Raw genomic sequence first — 20,987 nt, 5'->3', positions numbered from 1 at the left:
ATAAATTGCTTGGCTAATAAATTCCTTCAAGCGTGCAAATTCCGTCAGGCATTTAAGCTCTACCCAAGCTGGTAAATTTTTAAGACCACGAATTTTGCTGAGCTAAATTTCAAAAAGCTTAGCTTAGCTTTAAAACTTGAGCGGGCAGGATTTATCTGAGCGCAAATTTCACGCAAGATAGGCTAAACGACGCCCTCCGAACGACCTAGCGAAATTTCATTGAGCCCGACAAGACGAAATTAAAATTTCGCATAAATCTAGAAAACCGGGTTAATGAAAACCTGTCATAGCTCATTAAGCGAGTTTAACGCGCAAGCTTCGAGCCGTTAGAGCTTTTCAAATTTCAAAGCCACAAAATCCAGGCAAAATTCCAAATCTAAAAATTTTAAGTTTCTGCGAAGCTTCACATGAAATTTTTAACAAGATTGCATGATAGAATTCGTGCAACTCCTGCCAAAAAAGTAAGTCAAAAGTCGCTAAATTTAAAGATAAACCGACCGCCGCCAATTAATAAAAAAGAAGAAATTTAACGGCGCCTGCCCGCGCGAAATCTAAAATTTAAAGCTTAATTTCCACACGTCATCTAGTCTCACATTGCAATTTTGCTCTAGCCTGCGTTTAAATTTTACGCAGAGTGATATTAAAGGCTTTGGCACCCGCTTTGACCTCGTCGCCTACTTGCAAGCCATCGGCTTCTGCATTGCTTAGCACCACTTCGCACAGCTGGCTGCCGATCGCTACGACAGCCACTTTGACCCCGTCGCGTGCTTGCAAATCGACAATCTTGCCCACGAAAGAAAACTTCTGCGAGCCGCTAGTTTTAAGAAAAATTTCCTCTGGCGTACCGGTGCGAACGATCCTGCCGTCCTTCATCTCATAAACTCGCTTGCAAAGTCTATAAATCTCGCTTACGTCGTGGCTTACCAAAATCACGGTCTGATGAAACTGCTCGTGGATCTTTAGCAGATACTCTTGAATTTTTTCGCGCATCGTAAAATCAAGCGCCGAAAGCGGCTCGTCAAGTAGCAAAATTTCAGGCTCTTGCATCAGTGCGCGAGCAAGTGCTACGCGCTGCTTCTGTCCGCCGCTAAGACCCTCTACGCCGGATTTCGCAAACTCGCTAAGCTCTAAAATTTCAAGCAGCATCGCAGCTTTTTGCGGATCGTTTCTGGCAAAAAGTAGATTGCCCGTCACGCTCATATTCTCAAAAAGTGCGTAGTCTTGAAACAAAAAGCCGATTCTGCGCTTGCCCGCACTTAAGAATTCATTGCCTTCTTGTAGCACGCGATCGCCGTCTTTTATGCTACCGCTATCTGCGCGCAAAAATCCAGCCAAAATGCGCAGCAGTGTAGTCTTACCGCTGCCGCTGCGCCCATATAGGCATACAAACGAGCCTTTGTTAATCTCTAAGCGAGCATCAATCGAGAAATCATCACTGATTTTTTTCTTACAATCAATCGTTATCATATTTTTCTATATATATCGCAGTGGCGCTAATGTATGCGAAAACCTCGTCGCCCTCGCGTAAAGCAAGCTCCTGCGCAGAATGCGCGCTAATGAGCACATCAAAGCTTATCTTGCCTTCAAACCTGAGCGTGCATAGAATTTCACCTAAGCTTAGGCTCATAATCTTGCCGTGAATTTCATTTTCGCTAGATACACCACTTAGGGCTTCGCGAGATAAAAGCACATCGGTGCTTTTAAAGCCCACGTAAACTTCGCTACCCACCTTAAGCTCGCTACTTAGCTGCAGAAATACGCCACGTAGCTTGATGCCGCCTGCAATAAATCCTACAGAATGGATGCCGTCTTTTTGTAAAATTTCGTTGATTCTCGCTCTAATCATTAAAACTCGTATCCGTATTTAGCAAAGATCGCCTTACCCTTATCGCTTAGGATAAAATCATAAAACGCCTTGGCTTCGGCATTGTCTTTGGCGCGGTTTAGCATGACCATGCCTTGAGCTATCGGCTCGTAGAGGTCGGTACCGACCAAGACGAAATTTTCGCCCTCTTTGCAAGGCTTATCGTTGCAGCCGTCCTTTGTCATCTTAGGCGCATACATCGCGCTAGCCGCGATAAAGCCGACGTCGGAAGCTTTAAGCGCTTGCGAAAGAGCCTCGCCGATCGATTTTGCTTCTACGATTTTGCCTTTGATCTCATCGTAAACTCCCGCTTTTTGAAAGGCCTGTACGCTTGCGGTGCCGTAAGGAGCGGTCTTTGGATTTGCTATCGAAATCGTTTTAACGCTAGGGTCTTTTAAAATTTCAAGCCCCTTGCTAAGATCTACGCCGCGCACGCTAAACATCGCCACCTTACCCTTTGCGTAGGTTTTGGCAGGCGCCATCGCAAGGCCCTCTTTATGCAGATCGTCTGCAAATTTCATATCCGCCGCCATAAAAATATCAAACGGCGCGCCGTTTTTGATCTGCGTGCTAAGCGCACCGCTGGCGCCCAAGCTCACGTTTAGCGTAGTTTGCGGATGCAGCTTGGCAAATTCCGCCTTGATCTCGTCAAACGCATACGTCGTGTTCGCAGCGGCTGCGACGCTGACCTCGCCTGCGCTAAGCGCGCCTGCGGTTAAAATTCCTAAAAGCACTGCTTTCAACTTCATTTTATGCCTTTCGTTTCGGCTCTCACCGAGAATTGAATTGTATCTAAAATTTTAAATTTACGCCTTAAATTTTAAAATTTTGCGCACCCAATTTCACCCTATTACGCGCCAATAATAATCTCGCTAGGCTCGATGATCGCCGTTACTTCATCTCCTACTCCTAGAGCCATCGCGGTGGCAGATTCTCGCGTGATGATCGCGGTGATGTTTTGATGCGAGCTTGTGCCTAGACAGATCTCTGCGTTTACCGCGCCGATTTTGACCTCGCTAATCGTGCCCTTGATTTGATTCGCCGTACTAAGTTTTAGCTTCTCCGAGCTTCTTTTGGCAATGATGACGCTTGGGGCCTTAAATAAAAACAGCACATCCTTGCCCGCCTTTAGCCCTAAATTTTTTTCGCTCTCTACGGTTACCGTCGCGCATAAAATTTCGCCACCTGCGAGTTTAGCCGTGATTTGAGAATTTACAGCGCCTGTTTGAATATCCGTAATCTCAACACTTAGCTGATTGCGCGCAGAAAGCTTCATACCGATCTTCTCTAAGCTTAAAAGGCTCTCTTCGGTGATCTCGTCAAGCTTTAAAATTTCACTCAAAAACGTCTCGCCCGCGTGGCTGATAGCATCATAAGCGCGAATCAGCTTGTGAGCGTATGGAGTGAGCTCCGAGCCGCTATTTTTCTTAGTACCTTGAGTGCGGACGATGAGGGGCTTTTTGCTCGCGTTGTTGATTAAATTTAGCGCATCCCAGCCGTTTTTATACGACACTCCTACGATCTCTGCGGCCTTTGTAATACTTTTAGTCTCATCTACGGCCTTAAGCAGCTTAATGTGTTTGGCTAAAAGCGATGCTTTGTTGCCAAGCAGGAATTCCAAAACAAATTTTGCGTCCATTTTCATCCTTTCTTATTTACTTTCACGTGATTTTATAATATATCCTCTGATATATTTCTTAAAGAGCTGCAGGCTTTATTTTGCGATATAAAGAGGGAAATTCTATATGAAATTTTACCTTTATTGACAAAATTTCTTTAAACTTGTAAAATCGCCATTTTGATTTATAAAGAAGGGTCACATTTGAAATTTATAAAAATTATATTCTTAGCCGCGGCATTGGCACTCTGCGGTTGCTCGCAAAAGCAAGACGCGGCGCCTAGCGGCGATACGGATGGTTTTGACGAGGAGTTTGCCAAGCGCGAGGTTTTCGATCCGCTTAGCGGCTATAACCGCGTTATGACGAGCTTTAACGACGTATTTTACTCATACATATTAACCCCCGTAGCCAGCGGCTACGATTACGTAATGCCCGATCCGATCCAGGGCGCGTTTTCAAATTTTTTCTATAATATTTTATATCCGATAAGGCTCGTAAACAACCTATTGCAGGGTAAATTTGAAAATTCTTGGGACGAGACGAAACGGTTTTTGATCAACTCGACCGTTGGCTTCGGCGGGCTTAACGATATGGCGGGCAAATACTACGGGATTTCGCGCCACGACGAGGATTTCGGGCAGACGCTCGGATATTGGGGCGTGCCGGCAGGTCCGCACATCGTCTGGCCGATATTAGGGCAGAGTAATCTACGCGATACTTTCGGAATGGTGGGGGATTATTTCACAAATCCGATAGACTATATCAAAGACGGTACGGTACGAAATTCCGTCAACGGATTTAGACTATTCAACGATTACTCGCGCGATCCGGAATTTTATGAAAAAATGACCAAAGATGCGGTAGATCTGTATCCATTTTTACGCGATGCTTACGAGCAAAATCGCGAGAAACTAATAAAGGAATAACAATGAAAATTTTAAAAGTTCTAGCGCTTTGCGGAGCGCTTTTGATTTCGGCGCACGCTATTAGCGATGCGGATATCGAGCCCGTGATGAGCCAAAAGGTCGCCGAGGCCGTAGGCATCATGCGGAGCGGCGCACCAAAAGATGCAAAGCCCGCAAAAATCTTTGCGCTTTTCGACGGCTATTTTGATTATAAAATGATGGCAAAGCTTTCACTTGCTAAACATTACGCAAGCCTTAGCCCTGCGCAGATCGCGGAATTTAATAAAGCTTTCGAGGCGCATCTAAAGCGCTCCTTTATCGAAAAACTTTCGCTTTATACCGATCAGGATATGAAGGTGCTAAGCAAACAAAGTCCGAGCGATAAGCGCCGCGTGCTAAAAACGCAGGTCATCGGCGAGCAGAAAAACTACGACATAGATTTTAAATTTTATCCTAACGGCTCTGATTGGCGCATCTACGACGTCGATATCGTGGGTGTCAGCCTAATTCAGACCTACCGCTCGCAGCTAGGCGACGTAACGCAAAATTTGGGCTTTGACGAGCTCATAAAGCGACTAAATTCCACCGTCATCAATAGCGGCGAATAGCGGCGCGCCTAAAAGAGCGGTATTTGAAAAAAATTTTTCGCCTAATCGTCGCGTTTCCGAAAATCACGCTCGCGCTGTTTACCGCGCTGGCGCTCTTTTTCGGATATTACTCCACAAAGCTCGAGATCGACGCTTCGAGCCAGACGCTTCTACTAGATAATGACAAAGACCTTCAAATTTGGCGCGAAGTATCCAAGCGCTACGAAACGCCGAATTTCTTAGTCGTCGCCTACACTCCCGCGGGCGATCTTTTAGCGCCCGAGACGATCCGCAAGATAGCGCAGATGGACGCAGCTTTTTCTAAGCTGGATTTCGTCGCTAGCGTCACGGATATCACGAACGTGCCGCTTTTGCTAAACAAAAGCGAGGGTATGAGCGAGCTACTTAAGCACATACCCACTCTTACCGACGCGGACGTAAATTTAACCGCGGCTAGGCGCGAGCTTTCTACGAGCCCCTTTTATGCGTCAAATTTAGTAAGCGCCGATCTTCGCACTACCGCAATTTTAATAAATTTAAAGCCGCAGACTCGCTACGAGGAGCTTTTGCGCTTAAGAGACGGAGCCAAAAGCGCTCTAAAGCAAGCGGAGCGCGAGGGCAATAGTTCCAAAGCTCAAATTTTACAGCTCAAAGACGTGCTTAAAGCTTCGGAGCAAAATTTCAAATCCTACCGCGACGAACTACGCGAAAAGGATCACCGCGACATTGTGGCTTTGCGCGCGTTGATCGCGGGCTTTGAGAAGGAATTTGCGGGCGACCAATTATTTTTGGGCGGACTAAATATGATCGCCGACGATATGGTAGGCTACGTCCGCTCGGATCTGGCGACCTACGGACTCGGCGCCTTGGTACTGCTTTTGGCGTGCTTTTGGCTCTTTTTTAGACAGGCGAAATTTATCCTGCTACCGCTTATCATCTGCGCGTATTCGGTCGTGCTTGCAGCGGGATTATTCGGCTTTTTGAGCTTTGAGGTCACGGTGATTAGCTCAAATTTCATAGCGCTTCAGCTCATCATAACGGTTTCGGTCTGTATCCACCTAATCGTCGCCTACCGCGAGTTTAGCGCGCGCTTTCACGCCTTTTCGCAGCGTCAGCTCGTTTATGCGGTGCTGCGCGAGCGCGCAAGACCCTGCTTTTTCGCGATCTTTACGACCGTTATCGGCTTTATGTCGCTAATTTTTTGCGATATAAAGCCCGTAATTTCTCTGGGAATTATGATGAGCGTAGGCATCAGTATCTCGCTAGTTACGGCATTTGGAGTATTCGGCGCAGTTATGTCGCTTCTAAGGCGCACGCACAATAATCGCAGCTTCGAGCAGCACTTTAAATTTACGCTTTGGTGCGCCGAAACGGCGCTGCGTAGCAGAGGCGTGGTCTACGGAGTGTGCGCTGCAGCGGTGATCTTTGGGCTGTACGGCATCTCACAGCTGCGCGTCGAAAACAGCTTCATCGGCTACTTCAAAAAAAGCACCGACATCCGCGCGGGTATGGAGGTCATCGATACAAATCTCGGCGGAACGATCCCGCTTGATATCGTCGTTAAATTTAAAAGTGCGGGCGGCGCAAATCCCGCTAGTGAGAGCAAAAATTCCGCAAGCGGCAGCGCGAATTCTAAGAACGGCGAAAATTCCAATCCCGCGGGGCAAAATTCCGCCGCTCAAAATTCTACCGCGGCGGTGCAAAATTTTAATGATCAAAATTTTTCCGAGCAAAGCTCCGCTGCGGCAGCGCAGCCAAGCGGCGCCGCAAATTCAGAGCAGAATTCCACCGCGAGCGACGATTTTGGCGATTTCGAAGCCGAATACGCCGCCAACGAAAACAAGCCGCAGTATTGGTTCACCTCCGAAAAGATGCGTATCATCGGCAAAATAGATGATTTTTTGAAGGACAAAAACATCGCAGGGCACGAGTTTATCGGCAACGTAAGCTCGCTCGCATCGCTTTTAAAACTCGGCAAACAGATTAATCAAGGGCGCGATCTGGACGATCTAAGCCTTGCTTTGATCTACTCTGAAATGCCCGCAAACTACCGCGAATTGGTACTTTCGCCCTTTGTAAATATCGAAGCGAACGAGGCGCACCTTAGCATCCGCACGATAGATAGCGATCCGAATCTCCGCAGGGCGCAATTCCTAGCCGATCTTAAGCGCGATCTGGACTCCCTGCTCGCCAAAGATAACGTCACGGTGCAGATTAGCGGCATAATGGTACTTTACAACAATATGCTTCAAAGCCTGGTGAGCTCGCAGATAGGCACTCTGGGCATCACTGTGCTCGTGCTTTTCGTGCTTTTCGTGATCATCTTTCGCTCCTTTTCATACGCGCTTATCGCGATCGTCGTAAATTTGATCCCGCTTTGCGCCTGCTTCGGTATCATGGGAGTTGCGGGCATTCCGCTAGATATCATGAGTATCACGATAGCGGCGATTAGTATCGGTATCGGCGTTGACGACGTCATCCACTACATCTACCGCTACAAGCGGGAGTTTGCGCGCAGCGGCGACGAGGCTGCGGCGATCCGCGCGAGCCACGCAAGTATCGGATACGCGATGTATTATACGTCGTTTGCGATCATTTTGGGATTTAGCGTGATGATGATGAGCAATTTCTGGCCTACGATCTACTTCGGGCTGCTGATATGTCTAGCGATGAGCCTGCTGCTTTTGGGCGCGCTCATAATCCTACCTTCGCTAATAATGAGCCGAAAGGGATTAAAATTTAGCCTCTTTAAAGCTAAATAAATTTTATCTCGCTATAATTCCCGCATTTGGAGAGGATGGCGACCTGGTGGCGTCTGCGGACTTCAAATCCGATAGGAGGGCGGTTGACCGTTTTCCGGGGGGTTCGATTCCCTCCCTCTCTCGCCAAATTCTTTCATCAAATTCCACTTTTACGATTCTTGATCTCTAGCGCTTTGCGAATTTATTTCAAAGGAACGAAGATGAAATATGTACTAGGCGCCGCGCTGGCGGCATTGATTTTAGCAGGATGCGGCGAGGATGAGGTAGGGCTCGTGAAAAATTATACTCTTCCCAATTTTAAGTCGATGAGTATCGGCGCGGCGATCGAGGGTTCAAAAATCTGCAAAAATATCACGTGGAGCAAAGAGGAAAACGGCGGATTAAAGACGGTTAAGATGGTCTGCGACGTAGATATGGAGAAAGTAAAGGTCGATGTAGATGCCTTTAACAAAAAATATAAAGAAGCTACGCTAAACACGTCTTTAAGAGGTGCCGTGCTTTTCTATAAAGATAAATCTGATGATAAACAACAGCGTTTACTTAAATTGGCAAATGAACATTGCAAAATAAATGAGACGAAATTTCAAGAGGAGCTCAAAGACAGAGGCAAAATAGATTACTCATTTCAAAAAAAGCCGGTTGATTGCGACGATAAATTAAAAGACGAAATACTAAAGGATGGTGAACCAAAAACTTCTGCGATTTATATGAGTAATATTATTGATTCATTAGAAGACGTCGCTTATTATTCGCAGCTAACGCCTAGCCAAATAAGGCTACAGCTTGGAAGGGCAGCAGAGCTGCCGCCACAGGCTGCGATCGAATTAAATTTTATCGTGAATGCCGATAAGAGCGTAAGTTTATCGGATAAATTTATAGTGACTAAAGATATAATTGATGATGTTATTAAGATAAGATCGGCATTTAATAATAGAAAAACGGCGGAAGATGCCCTTGCGACTTTCTACGAAAGACAATAAAATTTTATCTGAATTTTTAAAAGACGTTTCGGCTCGGAAGCGTTTCCGCAAAAGACGATAGCATTATTTTGCGGCTCAATTTGACGAAATTTTAAATTTGAGCCGCCTTGCGTCAAAATTTCATTATTTCATTCAAAATTTCAGGCGTGATTTTAAATTTAAAGCACGGCGGAAACAGTTTTGCCCGCCGCGCCGTGAATTTTACGCCGAATACAAGCTTATTTATCGTGTCCTTGCAGATATGCGATCGCGCTAAGTGCGGCAACCGCACCGTCGCCTGCCGCGCAGACGACCTGTTTAGGCGCATCCTGTCTCATATCGCCCGCCGCAAATAGCCCGTGCACGCTTGTTTGCATCTTTAAATTTACCGCGACCTGTCCGCCGGACGTGACATCGCAGATGAACTTGCCATCATCGCCCTTTAGCACCTCGTTTCGCACGTCAAGCCCCACGAATACGAAGATCCCAGGCAGCTGCAGCTCGCGCACGGCGCCGCTGGTTTTATCCTTGACGACGACGCCCGTTACGCCGCTTGCATCGCCCTTGATCTGCTCTACAAGCGCGTTTGTGATGAGCTCGATATTCTCACTTTTGCGCACCCTTTGCACGGTCGAAGGCGCGGCGCGAAACTCATCCCTGCGGTGGATCAGATAGACTTTAGAGCAAATTTTAGCTAGATACAGCGCTTCTTCTAGCGCAGTATCGCCGCCGCCGAGGACGGCAACCTCTTTGCCTTTGTAAAAAAATCCGTCGCAGGTCGCGCAGGTACTGACACCGCGACCGAAAAACTCATCCTCGCCCTCGATCCCTGCGCGGCGCGGAGTAGAGCCGGTAGCCACGATAACGGCACGTGCGCGACGCGTTTGATCGCCCTCGAGATAGATCGTAAAATTTCCGTCGCCGTCTTTTGAGATGCGTAGCACGCGCACCATCTCGTGCTTCAGCCCGAAGCGGAAGCACTGTTCCTGCCAAGGCGCCATAAAGCTCATCCCGTCGGTTACCGCGGCGACGCCGGGATAGTTTTCCATCTCGGAGCTTGAGGTGATCTGCCCGCCGGGCATACCCATCTCAAACATCACGACGTCCTTTAAACCGCCTCTTGTAGCATAAAGCCCCGCCGCTAACCCCGCAGGGCCGCCGCCAATAATTGCTAAATCTAACATTTTTTCTCCTTAATTATTTTATTAAGTAAAGTCGCGGGCGCTAAATTTACGAATTTAATTAATATAACGATGAGTGGGAGAAAAAAGGGCGAAAGCCGCCCTTTTAAAATTTACAGAAGCGAGTTTAATTTGTCGGCTATGATCTGCTTAGATTGCGCGCCGATGAGTTGGGCTTTTAGCTCGCCGTCTTTGAAAAATAGTATCGTTGGGATCGAGCGGACGCCGAACTGCACCGCAAGATCCTGCGCTTCGTCGGTATTTACTTTGCAAATTTTAGCCTTGCCGTCGTAATCGTTCGCAAGCTCCTCGATGATCGGGGCGATCATACGGCACGGTCCGCACCAAGGCGCCCAGAAATCGACTAGCGCGACACCCTCTTTAGTAACGTCGAAATTCTCCGAAGTAAGCTCTATATACTTTCCCATAATGTTCTCCTTGTGTTAAAATTCTGCGGATTATAATTCATTATCTTAAATAAATAATAAAAATTCTAATTTAAAAAGATATGTTGGCAATAAATTTTATCTGCTTTGTATAAACTTCCACGACGTCGATCTGCCACGGCTCGTCCGTATCACAGCTCATCAGATAAAATTCCGCCGCCTTTAAAATTTTAGCCATCTTAGCGCCCGTCACGCGCTCTGCGGCGTCATAATCGCCGCTCGTAGCCTTCACCTCGACGAAATGCAAAATTCCGTCTTTGCGCGCGATTATGTCGATCTCGCCGAAGCGACAGCGGAAATTTCGTTTTAAAATTTCAAACCCTTCGCCGCACAAAAATTCCGCCGCACGATCCTCGCAGGCAAAGCCGAAAATGTATTCTTTTAAGCTCAACTTAGCTTTCGATCCTGATCATAAAAGGCTTCTGCGTAATAAAATTTTCGCCGCCGATCACGCTTATAGCGTGCTTTATGTCCTTCTCGCAGCACGTATGCGTCGTGAAAAACAGCGTCACTTCCTCATCCGTTTTGAGTTTCGGCTTTTGCAAAAAGCTGTCGATCGAAAGATCGTTTAAACTCATAATGTTCGTAAGTTTTGCAAGCACGCCCTTCTCGTCGCGCACGCGCAGCCTGAAATAATACTTCGTGCGGATCTGCTCGCTCGGCAGAATTTGCATAAAATTTTCGCTCGGCAAAATTTTATATCCGAGCATCGGATTTTTATTATCGCGCGCGATGTCGATGAGATCGCTTATAACCGCACTTGCCGTAGCGCTTCCGCCCGCGCCAGGTCCGTAATACATACTCTCGCCGACGCAGTCTCCGTAGATGCTCACGCCGTTCATCACGCCGTCTACTTTTGAGAGCATTTGATCCTTTGAAATGAGCGCAGGATGGACGCGCAGCTCGACTTTGTTGTCGCACGCGCGCTTAGCTACCGCAAGCAGCTTGATTATGAAGTCGAATTCGCGCGCAAAATAGATATCCTCCTGTGTGATCCCCTCGATCCCCTCGATTAGGATATCTTCAGGGTCTCCGTGCACGCCGTATGCGATGCTAGCTAAGATCAAAAGCTTATGCGCCGCGTCAAATCCGCCGATATCAAAGCTAGGATCGGCTTCGGCGTATCCGAGCTCTTGAGCTCGCTTTAGCGCGTCCTCAAATTTCTCGTTTTTTTGCATCATATTCGTAAGGATAAAGTTGCTCGTGCCGTTTACGATGCCGATTATTTTTTCGATACGATTGGCGCTTAGCCCTTCGCGCAGGGTTTTGATAATCGGAATTCCGCCCGCCACACTCGCTTCAAAGCCAAAAGGCGTATCGCCCGCTAGAGCTTGGAGTTTGTAGCGATGATAAGCCAAAAGCGCCTTATTTGCGGTAACGACCGCCTTTTTGCGCTTTAAAATTTTACTTACGATCTCGTAGGGCTTTTCTACCCCACCCATAAGCTCTACAAAAACGTCGATGTCGTCGCGCTCGATGATACTTTGCGCGTCGCTGCTAAGCGGAATTTGCACGTCCCTTTTTTTGCTCGTATCGCGCACGAGCCCGATTACGGGCTCTATGCTAACGCCCGCGCGGGCAAGGATTATATCTTTGTTTTTGATCAAAATATTTGCAACTTCGCTACCTACGGTGCCGACGCCTAAAATCGCTACCTTCATCAGATCTCTTTCAAATATTTTTTTATATTTCTAGCAGCCTGGCGGGTCCTGTTTTCGTTTTCGATAAAAGCGATCCGCACGTAATCGTCTCCCGCCGCGCCAAAGCCCACGCCGGGGCTTACGGCGACGCGCGCCTTGGTAAGAAGCTGCTTGGAAAACTCCATACTCCTTAGATGAGCCGCCGCGGGCGGTAATTTCGCCCACGCAAACATCGACGCACTAGGTTTTGCGATCTGCCAGCCTGCGTCCGCAAAAGCGTCAATCAAAAAATTTCTACGCTTCTCATAGCTCGCGCGGATCTCCTCTACGCACTCTTGCGGCCCGTCCAGCGCGATCGTGGCGGCTACTTGGATCGGCGTAAACATACCGTAATCAAACCACGATTTGATCTTTTTAAGCGCAGCTACGAGCTTTTTGTTGCCGCTAACAAAACCCACGCGCCAGCCCGCCATATTGTAGCTTTTAGAAAGCGTGTATGCCTCAACCGCGACGTCCTTCGCACCCTGGATCTCAAAGATCGACGGCGTTTTGTAATCATCGAAAGCGATCTCTGCGTAAGCGATGTCACTGATGATATAAAATCGCTCCTGCTGCGCCATCGCCACGAGCCGCTCGTAGAAGCTCTTTTGCACGACGACGGTGGTAGGGTTATGAGGGAAATTTACGACGACGTATTTTGGACGCGGAATGCTCTCGTCGAAAGTTTTTTGCAGATCGATGAAAAATTTATTCTCGTTAAAATTTAAATTTTCATCATAGGCAAGCGGGATTTTAACGACGTTGCCGCCCGCGATGATGAAGGCTTGGGTGTGGATCGGATACGCAGGATCGGGCACCACCGCGACATCGCCCGGATTTACGATCGCGCTAGTTAGATGCACGAAGCCCTCTTTAGAGCCCATCACGGCGACGATCTCACTTTCTGGGTCCAAGATCACGCCGTATTTGCGCTTGTACCAATTCGCGCAGGCAAGTCGCAGCTTGTAGATGCCCTGACTTACGGAGTAGCCGTGCGTCTTGTCCTTTTGCGCGCTTTCGCAAAGCTTGTCTATTATATGCTGCGGCGTCCTGCCGTCGGGATTGCCCATTGAAAAATCGATTATATCTTCACCGGATCTGCGCGCCGCCATTTTTATGGCATTGACCTCGGCAAAAACGTAATTGGGCAAACGCTCGATTTTTGAAAAACGAATTTCGTCAAACATCTCAAACCTCTTATCTTAAAGTAATTTTCAAACCATATTTAAAATTTCGCGCCTTAAGCGCCGCGATCTGCTCGCGCCGCACGGAGGCTAAAATTTCAAGCCTTAGCGTCGATGCGGCGGCGCTTTTTATATTGCTCGAGCAATTTAAACTTTTACCTCGCTAAAATTTTAAAACCGCGGGGGCATTGATTGTTTAAATTTAGAGCATCGTGACCCTTTGCGGCACTATTTAAATTTACGTCCGATCGAAACGATAACGATTAAAGCTGCCGTTTTTACGCCGCGTCCTCGAACGATAACCCTTTAAATTTATCGCACTACCGCAAGCGGCCGCAGCGCTTGAAATTTTATCCGCACCGTTAATTTTACCTACGCCGTTTAAAATTTTATCCAAGGCGGCGCAGTTTAAACCTTTAAATTTACGCTCGCGGGTTTAAATTTAAACTGCGCACATAGCGAGCTAAAATTTTACCCTCTGTCCTCTGCGGCAAAATTCTACGAGCAAAAAACCTCGCACGAAAGCGAGGATTTTACCACTTTTTGCCCTTGTTTAGGCGCAGAAACTCATCGGCTGAAATTTTAGTGATATTGCCATCTTTAACGTGAAATTTTTGAGTGTTTCTTTCGCTGAAAGTTACGTTGCCATCGGCTTTGCCGAGCTCAAACATCCCGTGACCGGTAGAGATTAGCAGCTCCTCATTCCCTTGCGAAGCGACGACGTAAGGGGTATTTATGACCATCTCGCGCTTCTTGCCGCTTTTTAGATCGATAATGCCGATCCACATCTTACCGCGCGGGCTAAGCACAATATCTTTGCTGGGTGCGGGCGCACTTTGAGTAGCGTTTCCGTCGGTAGAATTTTCCTCAGTCTTAATACTCGCGCGCTCGATCCTGATAGAGCGGTCCAGCGCATTGAGCGAGCTTAAATTTTCATCCGCAACAGCGGCTGCATTGGCATCTGACTTTAGTGCGAATTTTTCATCTGTAGCGTTGTGCGAAACGACGTCGATACCGATGTTTTCAAGCTTTTTTTGAGTATTATTTACAATCGGAGCGTCAGAATAGGTGGTTTTGTTTTGCTCCCATAAAAGCGAGCCCAAAAAGTCGCCGAAGCTTTTATAAAGTCCGAAATAAAAGATCGCGCCTATGATTAGTACCATCGCAAGCAGCCATAAAAGCCAACCGCCGCCGCTTTTGTTAGGGCTGACCCTTTGACCATAAACCTGCTCGACTTTGGCCTTTTTAACGGGCGCGAAGCCCTCCTTTGCGACCTCAAACTCGCTTATCCAGTCCGACAGATCCAGCCCGAACTCGCGCTCTAAAATTTTAATGTAGCCTCTAACGTTAAAATTTGCTAGCTTCTCGAAGTCTTTGTTGATGATATATTCTAAATTTTGCGCGTCGATGCGCGTCGTGCGCGCTATCTCGATCAGATCCATAGATTTTAATTTATCTAGATCGCTATTTTTTGGCTGCTGTGTTTGCTCCGGCTTCTCGGTTTGTTCCGCCTGCTCGTCCGTATTATTTAACTTCTCTTCTATTTCTTCCATTTAAAATTCCATCGCACAGTATCGCAAATGCCGCACTTACGTTAAGCGAGTCCCAGCCTTCGCGCATCTTTATTGATACCGCGCGGTCGCATTTTTTAAGCGCCCTAGCAGGTATCCCCTCTTCTTCGTTCCCCATTACGAGTGCGCTTTTCGCGCCGAGCTTTAACTCCTTAAAGTTCGTCCCGTCCGCACTCGCGGCGTAAATTTCAAAGCCGCTTTGTTTAAGCTCGTTTATCACGCTAAGCCCGTCTGCGACCTTAACGACGTTTAGCTCATACGCCGCGCCCGAGCTTGCGCGCACTACGCCCGCCATATTTAGATTATTTGCGACGACGATCACGCTGTCCGCGCCCAAAGCATAGGCGCTGCGCATTATCGCGCCGATGTTTCCGACGTCGGTAAGCCCATAAAGGATCGGCACGAATTTATCGTCTTTGACGCTAGCTAGATCGCCGAAGCTAAACTCCTCCACCTCGGCCAAGAAGCCTTGATGGTTGCCGCCGTGAGCGAGGGCTTGAGCTTTTTTCGCATCGGCGCGCTCGATTTTTACGCCGGTCGCGGCGATCTTTTTAAAAATTTCTTTCTCGCACTCCTTGGCAAGGATGATGCGGATAAATTTCTGCGGATGCCGGTTTAAAAGGTGCAAAAATAGCTGCTTGCCGTAAATAATCATTTTGGGATTTTAGCGAAAAACGGTTAAAATATGACTTAGCGTATCAAATTTTTATATATTTCTTTGGCGGGTTCGCCGTTTATTTTTGAGAGCAGTTTTGCTTTTATTTTCGGCGCGATCTCAAGCGACAAAATATCTTCTTGCGTGATTTTTTCAAAGCTTTTCTCGCCTGCGCCGTCAATCACGACGCACCATTCGCCGTTTAAATTTGCGCTTTTTAGCTCCAGCAAGAGCTCCGCGGCGCTACCAAAAAATTTGGTTTCAAATTTTTTCGTGGCTTCCTTAATCGCAAAAATTTTGCGCTGCGCGTCGATCCCCGCGATCTGCTCAATTAGCTTTATCACGCGCTTTGGAGATTCATAGAGTACGCACGGATAGGGGCTTTGCATTAAATTTAGGATCTGAGCTTTGCGCTGTGCGCCGTCATTGTTCAAAAAGCCTAAAAAGCTAAATTCTTTCTCCACTAGTCCGCTTGCGGCGGCTGCGAGCAGCAGAGCGTTTGCGCCGCTAAGCACCTCGTAAGGCGCGCCGCTTCGTTGCGCAAATTTTACGAGCGCAATTCCCGGATCGCTAATGCAGGGCATGCCTGCGTCGCTTACGTATGCGCAAGCTTTTTCGCGTAGAAGCGCCGCGTTAAAGCTCGCGAAAAACTCCGCTTCGTTGTGCGTGTGCAGCGAGTAGAACTGTGAAATTTTAAATGAGATTTGAAATTTATCGGATAATAAGTTTAGAAGTTTTTTTGAAACCCTCGTATCCTCGCAGATTAGGATTTCGCAGCTTTGCAATACCTCAAGCGCGCGGCTCGAGATATCGCTTAGATTTCCTATCGGCGTAGGAATGAGATATAGCAACTATTTCATTCCGTATTTTTGCTTAAATTTCTCGACTCGGCCCGCGCTATCTACGATCTTCTCGCTGCCCGTGAAAAACGGATGGCAATTGGAGCAGATATCGACGCGGATTTCAGGCTTGTTCGAGCGCGTTTTAAAAGTGTTTCCGCAAGCGCAGGTAACGGTCGTTTCGACAAAGTTTGGATGGATATCTTTTTTCATTTTTGATCCTTTTTGATGATTTTAAAAGGTTGCGATTATACAACTTTTTTATCTAAAAAGCAAATTTAAAGGGTTTTAAAAATCTCTCGGCGAAGCGGCAATTTTTTTCTCAAGCATACTTTTTGGACGCGAAATTTTAAAATTTAGCCCGCTTTTCGAGTAAAATTTTATTTCACCGCGGCCTACTGCGGCGTTCAAAATACAGCGCATAAAGATACGCCGCGGCAAATACGCACCGCGCGTTAGGCCGCTGATAAACATCACAGGTCGCGCAGAGCAAATTTTAAATTCCAAAATTTAAAGCGCGCGGCTTTTAAATTTTAAAATTTACTGAGCGCTTAAAACATCAGCTTCGCGCAAGTTGCGATCAGCGCGGTATTTGAGCGCAAAATATAGGGGCTATTAAGCGCATAGGCATTTTTAAATTTCTCCCTTTCGCGCGGCGAAAACCCACCCTCCGGGCCGACGAACGCGATCTCGTCGCCGCCGAAAATGTCGATGTTCTTGCCGCCAAAATCGATCAGGCTTACGTTTTCATATCTTTGCGCAAGCTCGTCCGAGCCGCTCAGAACCTCGATCTGCATGATAGAATTTCGCCCGCATTGTTGAGACGAGTTGACCAAAATCCGCTCCATCCTTTGCAGATCGAGCCGCACGTTTTTCTGCGACAGATCAGTATAGACCAAAATAAGCCGCCCGACGCCCATCTCGTTTAGCGCAGGCAGGCTCTTTTCGATCACGGCGCTCTCGACGACCGCCCAAGCGACCCAAAAATCGTGGCTCGGCGTAAAAACCGAGCTTTTAAAAACCAAATTTAAAGCCGCGCCCTTGCGCGAAATTTCAGAGATCTCATATAAATAACTAGCCCCGTCCTCGAGATTGCGCACGTCTATGCGCTCGCCCGCCCTTGCTCGCCTGGCCTTTAAGTGCGAAAACTGATCATTCTGCAAAACTAGGCTCCGTTCGCCTGCAAACTTATCGTAAAAATATACCATCAAATAACACTCGCTATCAAAATTATCGCTAAGTTTAGCCCCAAAATCACCCGCATTTTGCGCTGATAGGGCGTAAAGTTTTGACTTAGATACGCGATTTTCAGCCATTTGTATGATACCGCGCTAAGCGCGATCATCGCTAGCGATCCGAGCGCCATAAAGTAAATTTTAAAGCTCAGATCAAAGCGCAACACCGACAGCATCACGCTTCCGCTAACTATCAGCGCCGCGATACACGAATAATAGATCGGCAAAAATAGCCTGATGCGCCTAAGAAATCTAAGCCCAGATCTGCTCTTTTGCTTTAAATTTTCAGCTTGCGGCGCGGAAGCGGCGGGATTTATAGCCTCGCTGCGAGGGCGAAATTCCGCCGCCGCATCGATCTTAAGCTGGGTAAAAATCAGATAAATTATCGTTAAAATCGCCGCAACTAGCGCGAAAAACTTATGAAAACCCAGGGCGCTTTGATACAGATAATCCATCACTTCCGCCGAGAGGTTAAATTCGCAGGATAAAATTTTGCGCAGCTAGAACCGAAACGATCAAATTCCAACGCAAATTTTTTCGGCGCAAGATAAAGCAGACCTGCTCCGTGCCTTTGAAATTTTAAAAACCATTCAAAACGGCCGCGGCTATTTATTGCGCCAAAATTTACCGCGCGCGCGTTCAACCCCGATTTGGCGCCGTATCTCTTGCGCCAAGAATGAAATTTTGCGGATAGAGCTTTATAAAATTTAAAATTTCTTTGCGCAGATCGCACGGGCAAAAATGGCGCTAAAATCGCACTTGCGCGCCGCATACGAACAACGCAAATTTTAAAAAATTTCAAATTTAGACGCGGACTTTTCAACGCTCGCGCCTTATTCTGTCACCGGAAGCGGCGGCATATCGGCGTTTATATCGACTTTGGGCTCGCTAGGCGCGATAGGCACGTCCTTCGGCACCTCGCTATCCACCGGCGGCTTTTGCAAGGTGTCCTTTTTCTCATCGTCGCAGCCGCCCAAGGCAAGCGCGCAGGCAAAGATCGCGCACGTGGCCAAAACGCGCACAAACTCCGCGCCAAATTTAAATAAATTTCTCATCAGCAGTCCTTTGGATAGATGATTTTTTCGCCACGCAGCAGCTTTTGCCAAAGCTTCGGCTGCTTCCACTCCTCGCGCACGGCGGGCGAGAATTCTATCTCATCCAGCGCGATCTCGCCCATCTGCGCGTTGTAGGCGTCCTCGCGGAAGCACTGCGCGTAGCCGGTGGCCGTTTCGTGCACGATAACGCTGTGAAGCTTTACTTCGCGCTCGCCGTTTTGCATCTGAGTTAAGCTCAAAAGTCGGTCCACAAGGACGAAAAAAATTCTACAAAACTGCTCCGCGCTCGGATTTAGCGGTATCTGCACCCAGCGCGCGCTGTGTTTTTTAAGATCCGCGATGTAGCTGGCATCATCGCGCGCGTAGATCGTCGTAGCGTGGTCGAAACTATCGATAAGCTCGCGAATACCGAGCTTCATATAACCAAAGTCGTAAACCATACCCGCTTCATCCAAAAAATTTGAGCTAAGCAAAATTTCGCATCTATAGGAGTGGCCATGGATGCTCGTGCGACACCGCTTCGAGCCGCACAGGCGCACGATGTGAGCGTTTTCGAATTCGTATAATTTCCTAATTATCATACCCCGTCCTTCTCGCCCCAAATTCTAATGTGCAGGCGATCGGAGTAATTATAGCCGTTTTTTAGGCAAAAATCCACGCAAAATTGCGCGCCGCTTTCCAGCTCGCGACGATCTGCGCCGCGCGGCATACAATAAACCTCGCCGCCGCACGCCGCTAAAATTTCGGCGATCTCGGGCTGCGCGTCAAACTCGGGCGAGATGACAAACTTATAAAAGCTATCTTTTGCGTTTTGTTTTAAGCTTCGCAGCGCGGCGAAGTTTAACCTACGTTCGCGCGGCTCGGCGGAGTTTGAAAGCTTAGGCGAGACCGCAAAGACGCAGCTTTTGTAGGCGGGAAATTTTTCAAAATCCACGAAAATCGTGCCGTTGGTTTCGAAGTGCACCGCGTGTCCGCGCGCGAGCAGCTCGCAGACGAACTCGTAAAATAGCGCCTCTTTATAGTGTAGTAGCGGCTCGCCGCCGGTGATAACGACGATCGGCTTTTGATAAAGCTTAGCGCTTTGCGGCGAGGCGGAGCTTTGCGGATTTAAATTTAAAGAATTCTGCGCCGCGAAATTTAAAGAATTCTCGCTCGTTAAATTTAAAGAATTTTCTGCACTATCGTTTGAGCGGGGAGGCTTTTGCGCGGCGGCGGAATTTAAGGTATCGCTTTCGGAAAAAGCTTCGGCGGCGCAAAAACCTGGCGTAGAGCACGCAGGTGCGGAACAGGACGAAGCGGATAAATTTGGAATTTTATTCAAAAGCTGGGCTAAATTTAAAATTTCTTCGTGCTCGAAGTGATTTGTAAAAACCGCGCGGATCGTATCGCAGCCGCGCAAGATCTCGCCGGTCTTTGGTGAAACGCGCTCGCCGCCGAAGCCCTCGCAGCGCAGATTGCAGCCCGCAAAGCGAAAGAAAAACGCGAGCCTGCCCGCATACTTGCCCTCGCCCTGGATACTTAAAAAGCTCTCTACGAGCCTCATCCGCCCGTCTCGTAAAATGCGCGGCTTGAAATTTCATTCGAAGCGTCCGTTTGCCAGCGATTTTTTTCGGGCTTATTCGCTAAAATTTTAGCCAAAATTTCGGCGGCTGCGGCGATGTCGCCCTCTTTGACCGCCTTTTTGATACTTAGCGCGTCCTCGAAGTAAAGACACGGGATCAAAAGCCCCTCGGCGCTTAGTCTGATACGGTTGCAACTCTCGCAAAAATCGTGCTTGTGCGGATCGATGATACCGAAGGTGTAGCCGTCCCCAAGCGCGTAAAGCGACGCGGGCGAGCTCTGAGATTTCGGCAGAGCGGTAAAGATAAATTTGCGCCTTAAAATATCTAAAATTTCACTCGATTTTAAGCCTGTAAGATCGCCGGCATGGGTGTTTTCCATAAATTCTATGAAGCGAATCTGGCAATCTTTTTCGCGGGCAAATTCCAGCAAATAAATAAGCTCGTCGTCGTTGATCCCTTTTAGCGCGACGGTGTTTAGCTTGACCTTTAGCCCCGCTTCAAGTGCGGCGTCAAGGCCTTCTAGGACGTTATAAAGCACGCCGCGCTGAGCTATAAATTTAGCCCGCTCCGGTCGCAGCGAGTCAAGCGACATATTGATGCGCTTTAGCCCCGCGTCTTTAAGGGCGCGCGCGTAATTTTTGAGATAATATCCGTTGGTAGTAAGCGCGAGATCGATACCAGGGGCGTAATCCGCGATCATCTTTATAAAATCCTCGATCCCCTTTCGCACCAGTGGTTCGCCGCCCGTGATACGGATCTTTTTTACGCCGCCGTCGATCGCAACTTTGACGAATAAAAACATCTCCTCAAAGCTTAAAATATTCTCTCGCGGCACCCAATTAAACGGCGTGCTCGGCATGCAATATCTGCATCTGAAATTACAC

Annotated in this window: 23 protein-coding genes, 1 tRNA gene and 1 pseudogene; 5 read left to right on the top strand and 20 right to left on the bottom strand. The window is 47.8% G+C overall.

The features are described 5' to 3' along the window. Window positions 1-618: 618 nt before the first annotated feature. From Q0605_RS01520 to Q0605_RS01505, 4 genes are all read right to left on the bottom strand, one after another. Window positions 619-1,467 (bottom strand): ATP-binding cassette domain-containing protein, encoded by an 849-nt coding sequence (locus Q0605_RS01520; RefSeq protein ID WP_005869696.1) that lies wholly within the window; start codon window positions 1,465-1,467, stop codon window positions 619-621. After that, window positions 1,454-1,846 carry a hypothetical protein gene (locus Q0605_RS01515; protein ID WP_295151054.1) on the bottom strand — a complete coding sequence of 131 codons (393 nt, stop codon included), beginning with the start codon at window positions 1,844-1,846 and terminating at the stop codon, window positions 1,454-1,456. The genes Q0605_RS01520 and Q0605_RS01515 overlap by 14 nt, the downstream gene beginning before the upstream one ends. Further along, a complete protein-coding gene (gene modA / locus Q0605_RS01510; protein WP_298703604.1) occupies window positions 1,846-2,613 on the bottom strand; it encodes a molybdate ABC transporter substrate-binding protein in 768 nt (255 codons plus the stop codon). The genes Q0605_RS01515 and modA overlap by 1 nt, the downstream gene beginning before the upstream one ends. Window positions 2,614-2,714: 101 nt before the next feature. Then, complete coding sequence (locus tag Q0605_RS01505) at window positions 2,715-3,503, bottom strand: TOBE domain-containing protein (RefSeq protein WP_298703602.1); 789 nt, start codon at window positions 3,501-3,503, stop codon at window positions 2,715-2,717. 183 nt (window positions 3,504-3,686) lie between these two features. Here Q0605_RS01505 and Q0605_RS01500 point away from each other — a divergent pair, with 183 nt between their 5' ends. The 5 genes from Q0605_RS01500 (at window position 3,687) to Q0605_RS01480 (ending at window position 8,717) form a co-directional block, all read left to right on the top strand. Continuing rightward, complete coding sequence (locus Q0605_RS01500; RefSeq protein ID WP_298703600.1) at window positions 3,687-4,409, top strand: VacJ family lipoprotein; 723 nt, start codon at window positions 3,687-3,689, stop codon at window positions 4,407-4,409. Between the two features lie 2 nt (window positions 4,410-4,411). Next, a complete protein-coding gene (locus Q0605_RS01495) occupies window positions 4,412-4,996 on the top strand; it encodes an ABC transporter substrate-binding protein (protein WP_298703598.1) in 585 nt (194 codons plus the stop codon). A gap of 23 nt (window positions 4,997-5,019) precedes the next feature. Then, window positions 5,020-7,737, top strand: a complete 2,718-nt coding sequence (locus Q0605_RS01490; RefSeq protein ID WP_298703596.1) for an MMPL family transporter — start codon at window positions 5,020-5,022, stop codon at window positions 7,735-7,737. A 28-nt stretch (window positions 7,738-7,765) separates the two neighbouring features. Then, window positions 7,766-7,863 (top strand) — tRNA-Sec (locus Q0605_RS01485). A 74-nt stretch (window positions 7,864-7,937) separates the two neighbouring features. Further along, window positions 7,938-8,717 (top strand): hypothetical protein, encoded by a 780-nt coding sequence (locus Q0605_RS01480; protein WP_298703595.1) that lies wholly within the window; start codon window positions 7,938-7,940, stop codon window positions 8,715-8,717. A 218-nt stretch (window positions 8,718-8,935) separates the two neighbouring features. On the opposite strand, the gene trxB is transcribed toward Q0605_RS01480, so the two are convergent. The 16 genes and pseudogenes from trxB to moaA form a co-directional block, all read right to left on the bottom strand. Beyond that, a complete protein-coding gene (gene trxB, locus Q0605_RS01475) occupies window positions 8,936-9,880 on the bottom strand; it encodes a thioredoxin-disulfide reductase (protein ID WP_298703593.1) in 945 nt (314 codons plus the stop codon). 110 nt (window positions 9,881-9,990) lie between these two features. Then, window positions 9,991-10,305 (bottom strand): thioredoxin, encoded by a 315-nt coding sequence (trxA, locus tag Q0605_RS01470; RefSeq protein ID WP_005869718.1) that lies wholly within the window; start codon window positions 10,303-10,305, stop codon window positions 9,991-9,993. Between the two features lie 70 nt (window positions 10,306-10,375). Then, window positions 10,376-10,714 carry a YraN family protein gene (locus Q0605_RS01465; RefSeq protein ID WP_298703591.1) on the bottom strand — a complete coding sequence of 113 codons (339 nt, stop codon included), beginning with the start codon at window positions 10,712-10,714 and terminating at the stop codon, window positions 10,376-10,378. A gap of 1 nt (window position 10,715) precedes the next feature. Continuing rightward, window positions 10,716-11,984: a homoserine dehydrogenase gene (locus Q0605_RS01460; protein ID WP_298703590.1), complete on the bottom strand. Its 1,269-nt coding sequence runs from the start codon at window positions 11,982-11,984 to the stop codon at window positions 10,716-10,718. Beyond that, window positions 11,984-13,189 carry an LL-diaminopimelate aminotransferase gene (locus Q0605_RS01455; protein WP_298703588.1) on the bottom strand — a complete coding sequence of 402 codons (1,206 nt, stop codon included), beginning with the start codon at window positions 13,187-13,189 and terminating at the stop codon, window positions 11,984-11,986. The genes Q0605_RS01460 and Q0605_RS01455 overlap by 1 nt, the downstream gene beginning before the upstream one ends. 530 nt (window positions 13,190-13,719) lie before the next feature. Next, a complete protein-coding gene (locus tag Q0605_RS01450) occupies window positions 13,720-14,739 on the bottom strand; it encodes a hypothetical protein (protein WP_298703586.1) in 1,020 nt (339 codons plus the stop codon). Continuing rightward, window positions 14,711-15,412, bottom strand: a complete 702-nt coding sequence (gene rlmB, locus Q0605_RS01445; protein WP_298703584.1) for a 23S rRNA (guanosine(2251)-2'-O)-methyltransferase RlmB — start codon at window positions 15,410-15,412, stop codon at window positions 14,711-14,713. The genes Q0605_RS01450 and rlmB overlap by 29 nt, the downstream gene beginning before the upstream one ends. A gap of 35 nt (window positions 15,413-15,447) precedes the next feature. After that, a complete protein-coding gene (gene rsmI, locus Q0605_RS01440; protein WP_298703582.1) occupies window positions 15,448-16,263 on the bottom strand; it encodes a 16S rRNA (cytidine(1402)-2'-O)-methyltransferase in 816 nt (271 codons plus the stop codon). Continuing rightward, on the bottom strand, window positions 16,264-16,464 hold the full coding sequence (rpmE, locus tag Q0605_RS01435; protein WP_177387662.1) for a 50S ribosomal protein L31: 201 nt from the start codon (window positions 16,462-16,464) through the stop codon (window positions 16,264-16,266). A 338-nt stretch (window positions 16,465-16,802) separates the two neighbouring features. Further along, window positions 16,803-17,459 (bottom strand): 16S rRNA (uracil(1498)-N(3))-methyltransferase, encoded by a 657-nt coding sequence (locus tag Q0605_RS01430; protein ID WP_298703608.1) that lies wholly within the window; start codon window positions 17,457-17,459, stop codon window positions 16,803-16,805. After that, window positions 17,459-17,941, bottom strand: a complete 483-nt coding sequence (locus Q0605_RS01425) for a hypothetical protein (RefSeq protein ID WP_298703581.1) — start codon at window positions 17,939-17,941, stop codon at window positions 17,459-17,461. Before Q0605_RS01425 ends, Q0605_RS01430 begins: the two co-directional genes overlap by 1 nt. Before the next feature lie 378 nt (window positions 17,942-18,319). After that, the gene (locus tag Q0605_RS01420) at window positions 18,320-18,541 is read right to left on the bottom strand and encodes a hypothetical protein (protein WP_298703579.1); all 222 of its coding nucleotides are present in this window, start codon (window positions 18,539-18,541) and stop codon (window positions 18,320-18,322) included. Further along, window positions 18,541-19,122 carry a 6-carboxytetrahydropterin synthase gene (locus Q0605_RS01415; protein ID WP_298703577.1) on the bottom strand — a complete coding sequence of 194 codons (582 nt, stop codon included), beginning with the start codon at window positions 19,120-19,122 and terminating at the stop codon, window positions 18,541-18,543. Before Q0605_RS01415 ends, Q0605_RS01420 begins: the two co-directional genes overlap by 1 nt. Further along, window positions 19,119-19,862 (bottom strand): 4Fe-4S cluster-binding domain-containing protein, encoded by a 744-nt coding sequence (locus tag Q0605_RS01410; protein ID WP_298703606.1) that lies wholly within the window; start codon window positions 19,860-19,862, stop codon window positions 19,119-19,121. The genes Q0605_RS01415 and Q0605_RS01410 overlap by 4 nt, the downstream gene beginning before the upstream one ends. Beyond that, window positions 19,842-20,084, bottom strand: a pseudogene (locus Q0605_RS01405) (7-carboxy-7-deazaguanine synthase QueE); the annotation flags it as partial. The gene Q0605_RS01410 and the pseudogene Q0605_RS01405, both read right to left, overlap by 21 nt. Then, a partial coding sequence (moaA, locus tag Q0605_RS01400) for a GTP 3',8-cyclase MoaA (RefSeq protein WP_298703574.1) occupies window positions 20,081-20,987 on the bottom strand: 907 nt, incomplete at its 5' end. The gene moaA and the pseudogene Q0605_RS01405, both read right to left, overlap by 4 nt.

This window comes from uncultured Campylobacter sp. (assembly GCF_938017705.1).
Taxonomy (GTDB): domain Bacteria; phylum Campylobacterota; class Campylobacteria; order Campylobacterales; family Campylobacteraceae; genus Campylobacter_B.
Note: the sequence above shows the minus strand (reverse complement) of the source record. Positions and strands in the feature narration are given on the sequence as shown.

Coding starts and splice junctions, on each gene's coding strand:
- Q0605_RS01430 (WP_298703608.1), bottom strand. CDS start 17,459: ATGGTATATTTTTACGATAAGTTTGCAGGCGAACGGAGCCTAGTTTTG.
- Q0605_RS01505 (WP_298703602.1), bottom strand. CDS start 3,503: ATGGACGCAAAATTTGTTTTGGAATTCCTGCTTGGCAACAAAGCATCG.
- Q0605_RS01480 (WP_298703595.1), top strand. CDS start 7,938: ATGAAATATGTACTAGGCGCCGCGCTGGCGGCATTGATTTTAGCAGGA.
- Q0605_RS01455 (WP_298703588.1), bottom strand. CDS start 13,189: ATGTTTGACGAAATTCGTTTTTCAAAAATCGAGCGTTTGCCCAATTAC.
- Q0605_RS01520 (WP_005869696.1), bottom strand. CDS start 1,467: ATGATAACGATTGATTGTAAGAAAAAAATCAGTGATGATTTCTCGATT.
- Q0605_RS01425 (WP_298703581.1), bottom strand. CDS start 17,941: ATGGATTATCTGTATCAAAGCGCCCTGGGTTTTCATAAGTTTTTCGCG.
- Q0605_RS01420 (WP_298703579.1), bottom strand. CDS start 18,541: ATGAGAAATTTATTTAAATTTGGCGCGGAGTTTGTGCGCGTTTTGGCC.
- Q0605_RS01460 (WP_298703590.1), bottom strand. CDS start 11,984: ATGAAGGTAGCGATTTTAGGCGTCGGCACCGTAGGTAGCGAAGTTGCA.
- Q0605_RS01495 (WP_298703598.1), top strand. CDS start 4,412: ATGAAAATTTTAAAAGTTCTAGCGCTTTGCGGAGCGCTTTTGATTTCG.
- modA (WP_298703604.1), bottom strand. CDS start 2,613: ATGAAGTTGAAAGCAGTGCTTTTAGGAATTTTAACCGCAGGCGCGCTT.
- trxB (WP_298703593.1), bottom strand. CDS start 9,880: ATGTTAGATTTAGCAATTATTGGCGGCGGCCCTGCGGGGTTAGCGGCG.
- Q0605_RS01450 (WP_298703586.1), bottom strand. CDS start 14,739: ATGGAAGAAATAGAAGAGAAGTTAAATAATACGGACGAGCAGGCGGAA.
- trxA (WP_005869718.1), bottom strand. CDS start 10,305: ATGGGAAAGTATATAGAGCTTACTTCGGAGAATTTCGACGTTACTAAA.
- rlmB (WP_298703584.1), bottom strand. CDS start 15,412: ATGATTATTTACGGCAAGCAGCTATTTTTGCACCTTTTAAACCGGCAT.
- Q0605_RS01515 (WP_295151054.1), bottom strand. CDS start 1,846: ATGATTAGAGCGAGAATCAACGAAATTTTACAAAAAGACGGCATCCAT.
- rpmE (WP_177387662.1), bottom strand. CDS start 16,464: ATGAAAAAAGATATCCATCCAAACTTTGTCGAAACGACCGTTACCTGC.
- Q0605_RS01415 (WP_298703577.1), bottom strand. CDS start 19,122: ATGATAATTAGGAAATTATACGAATTCGAAAACGCTCACATCGTGCGC.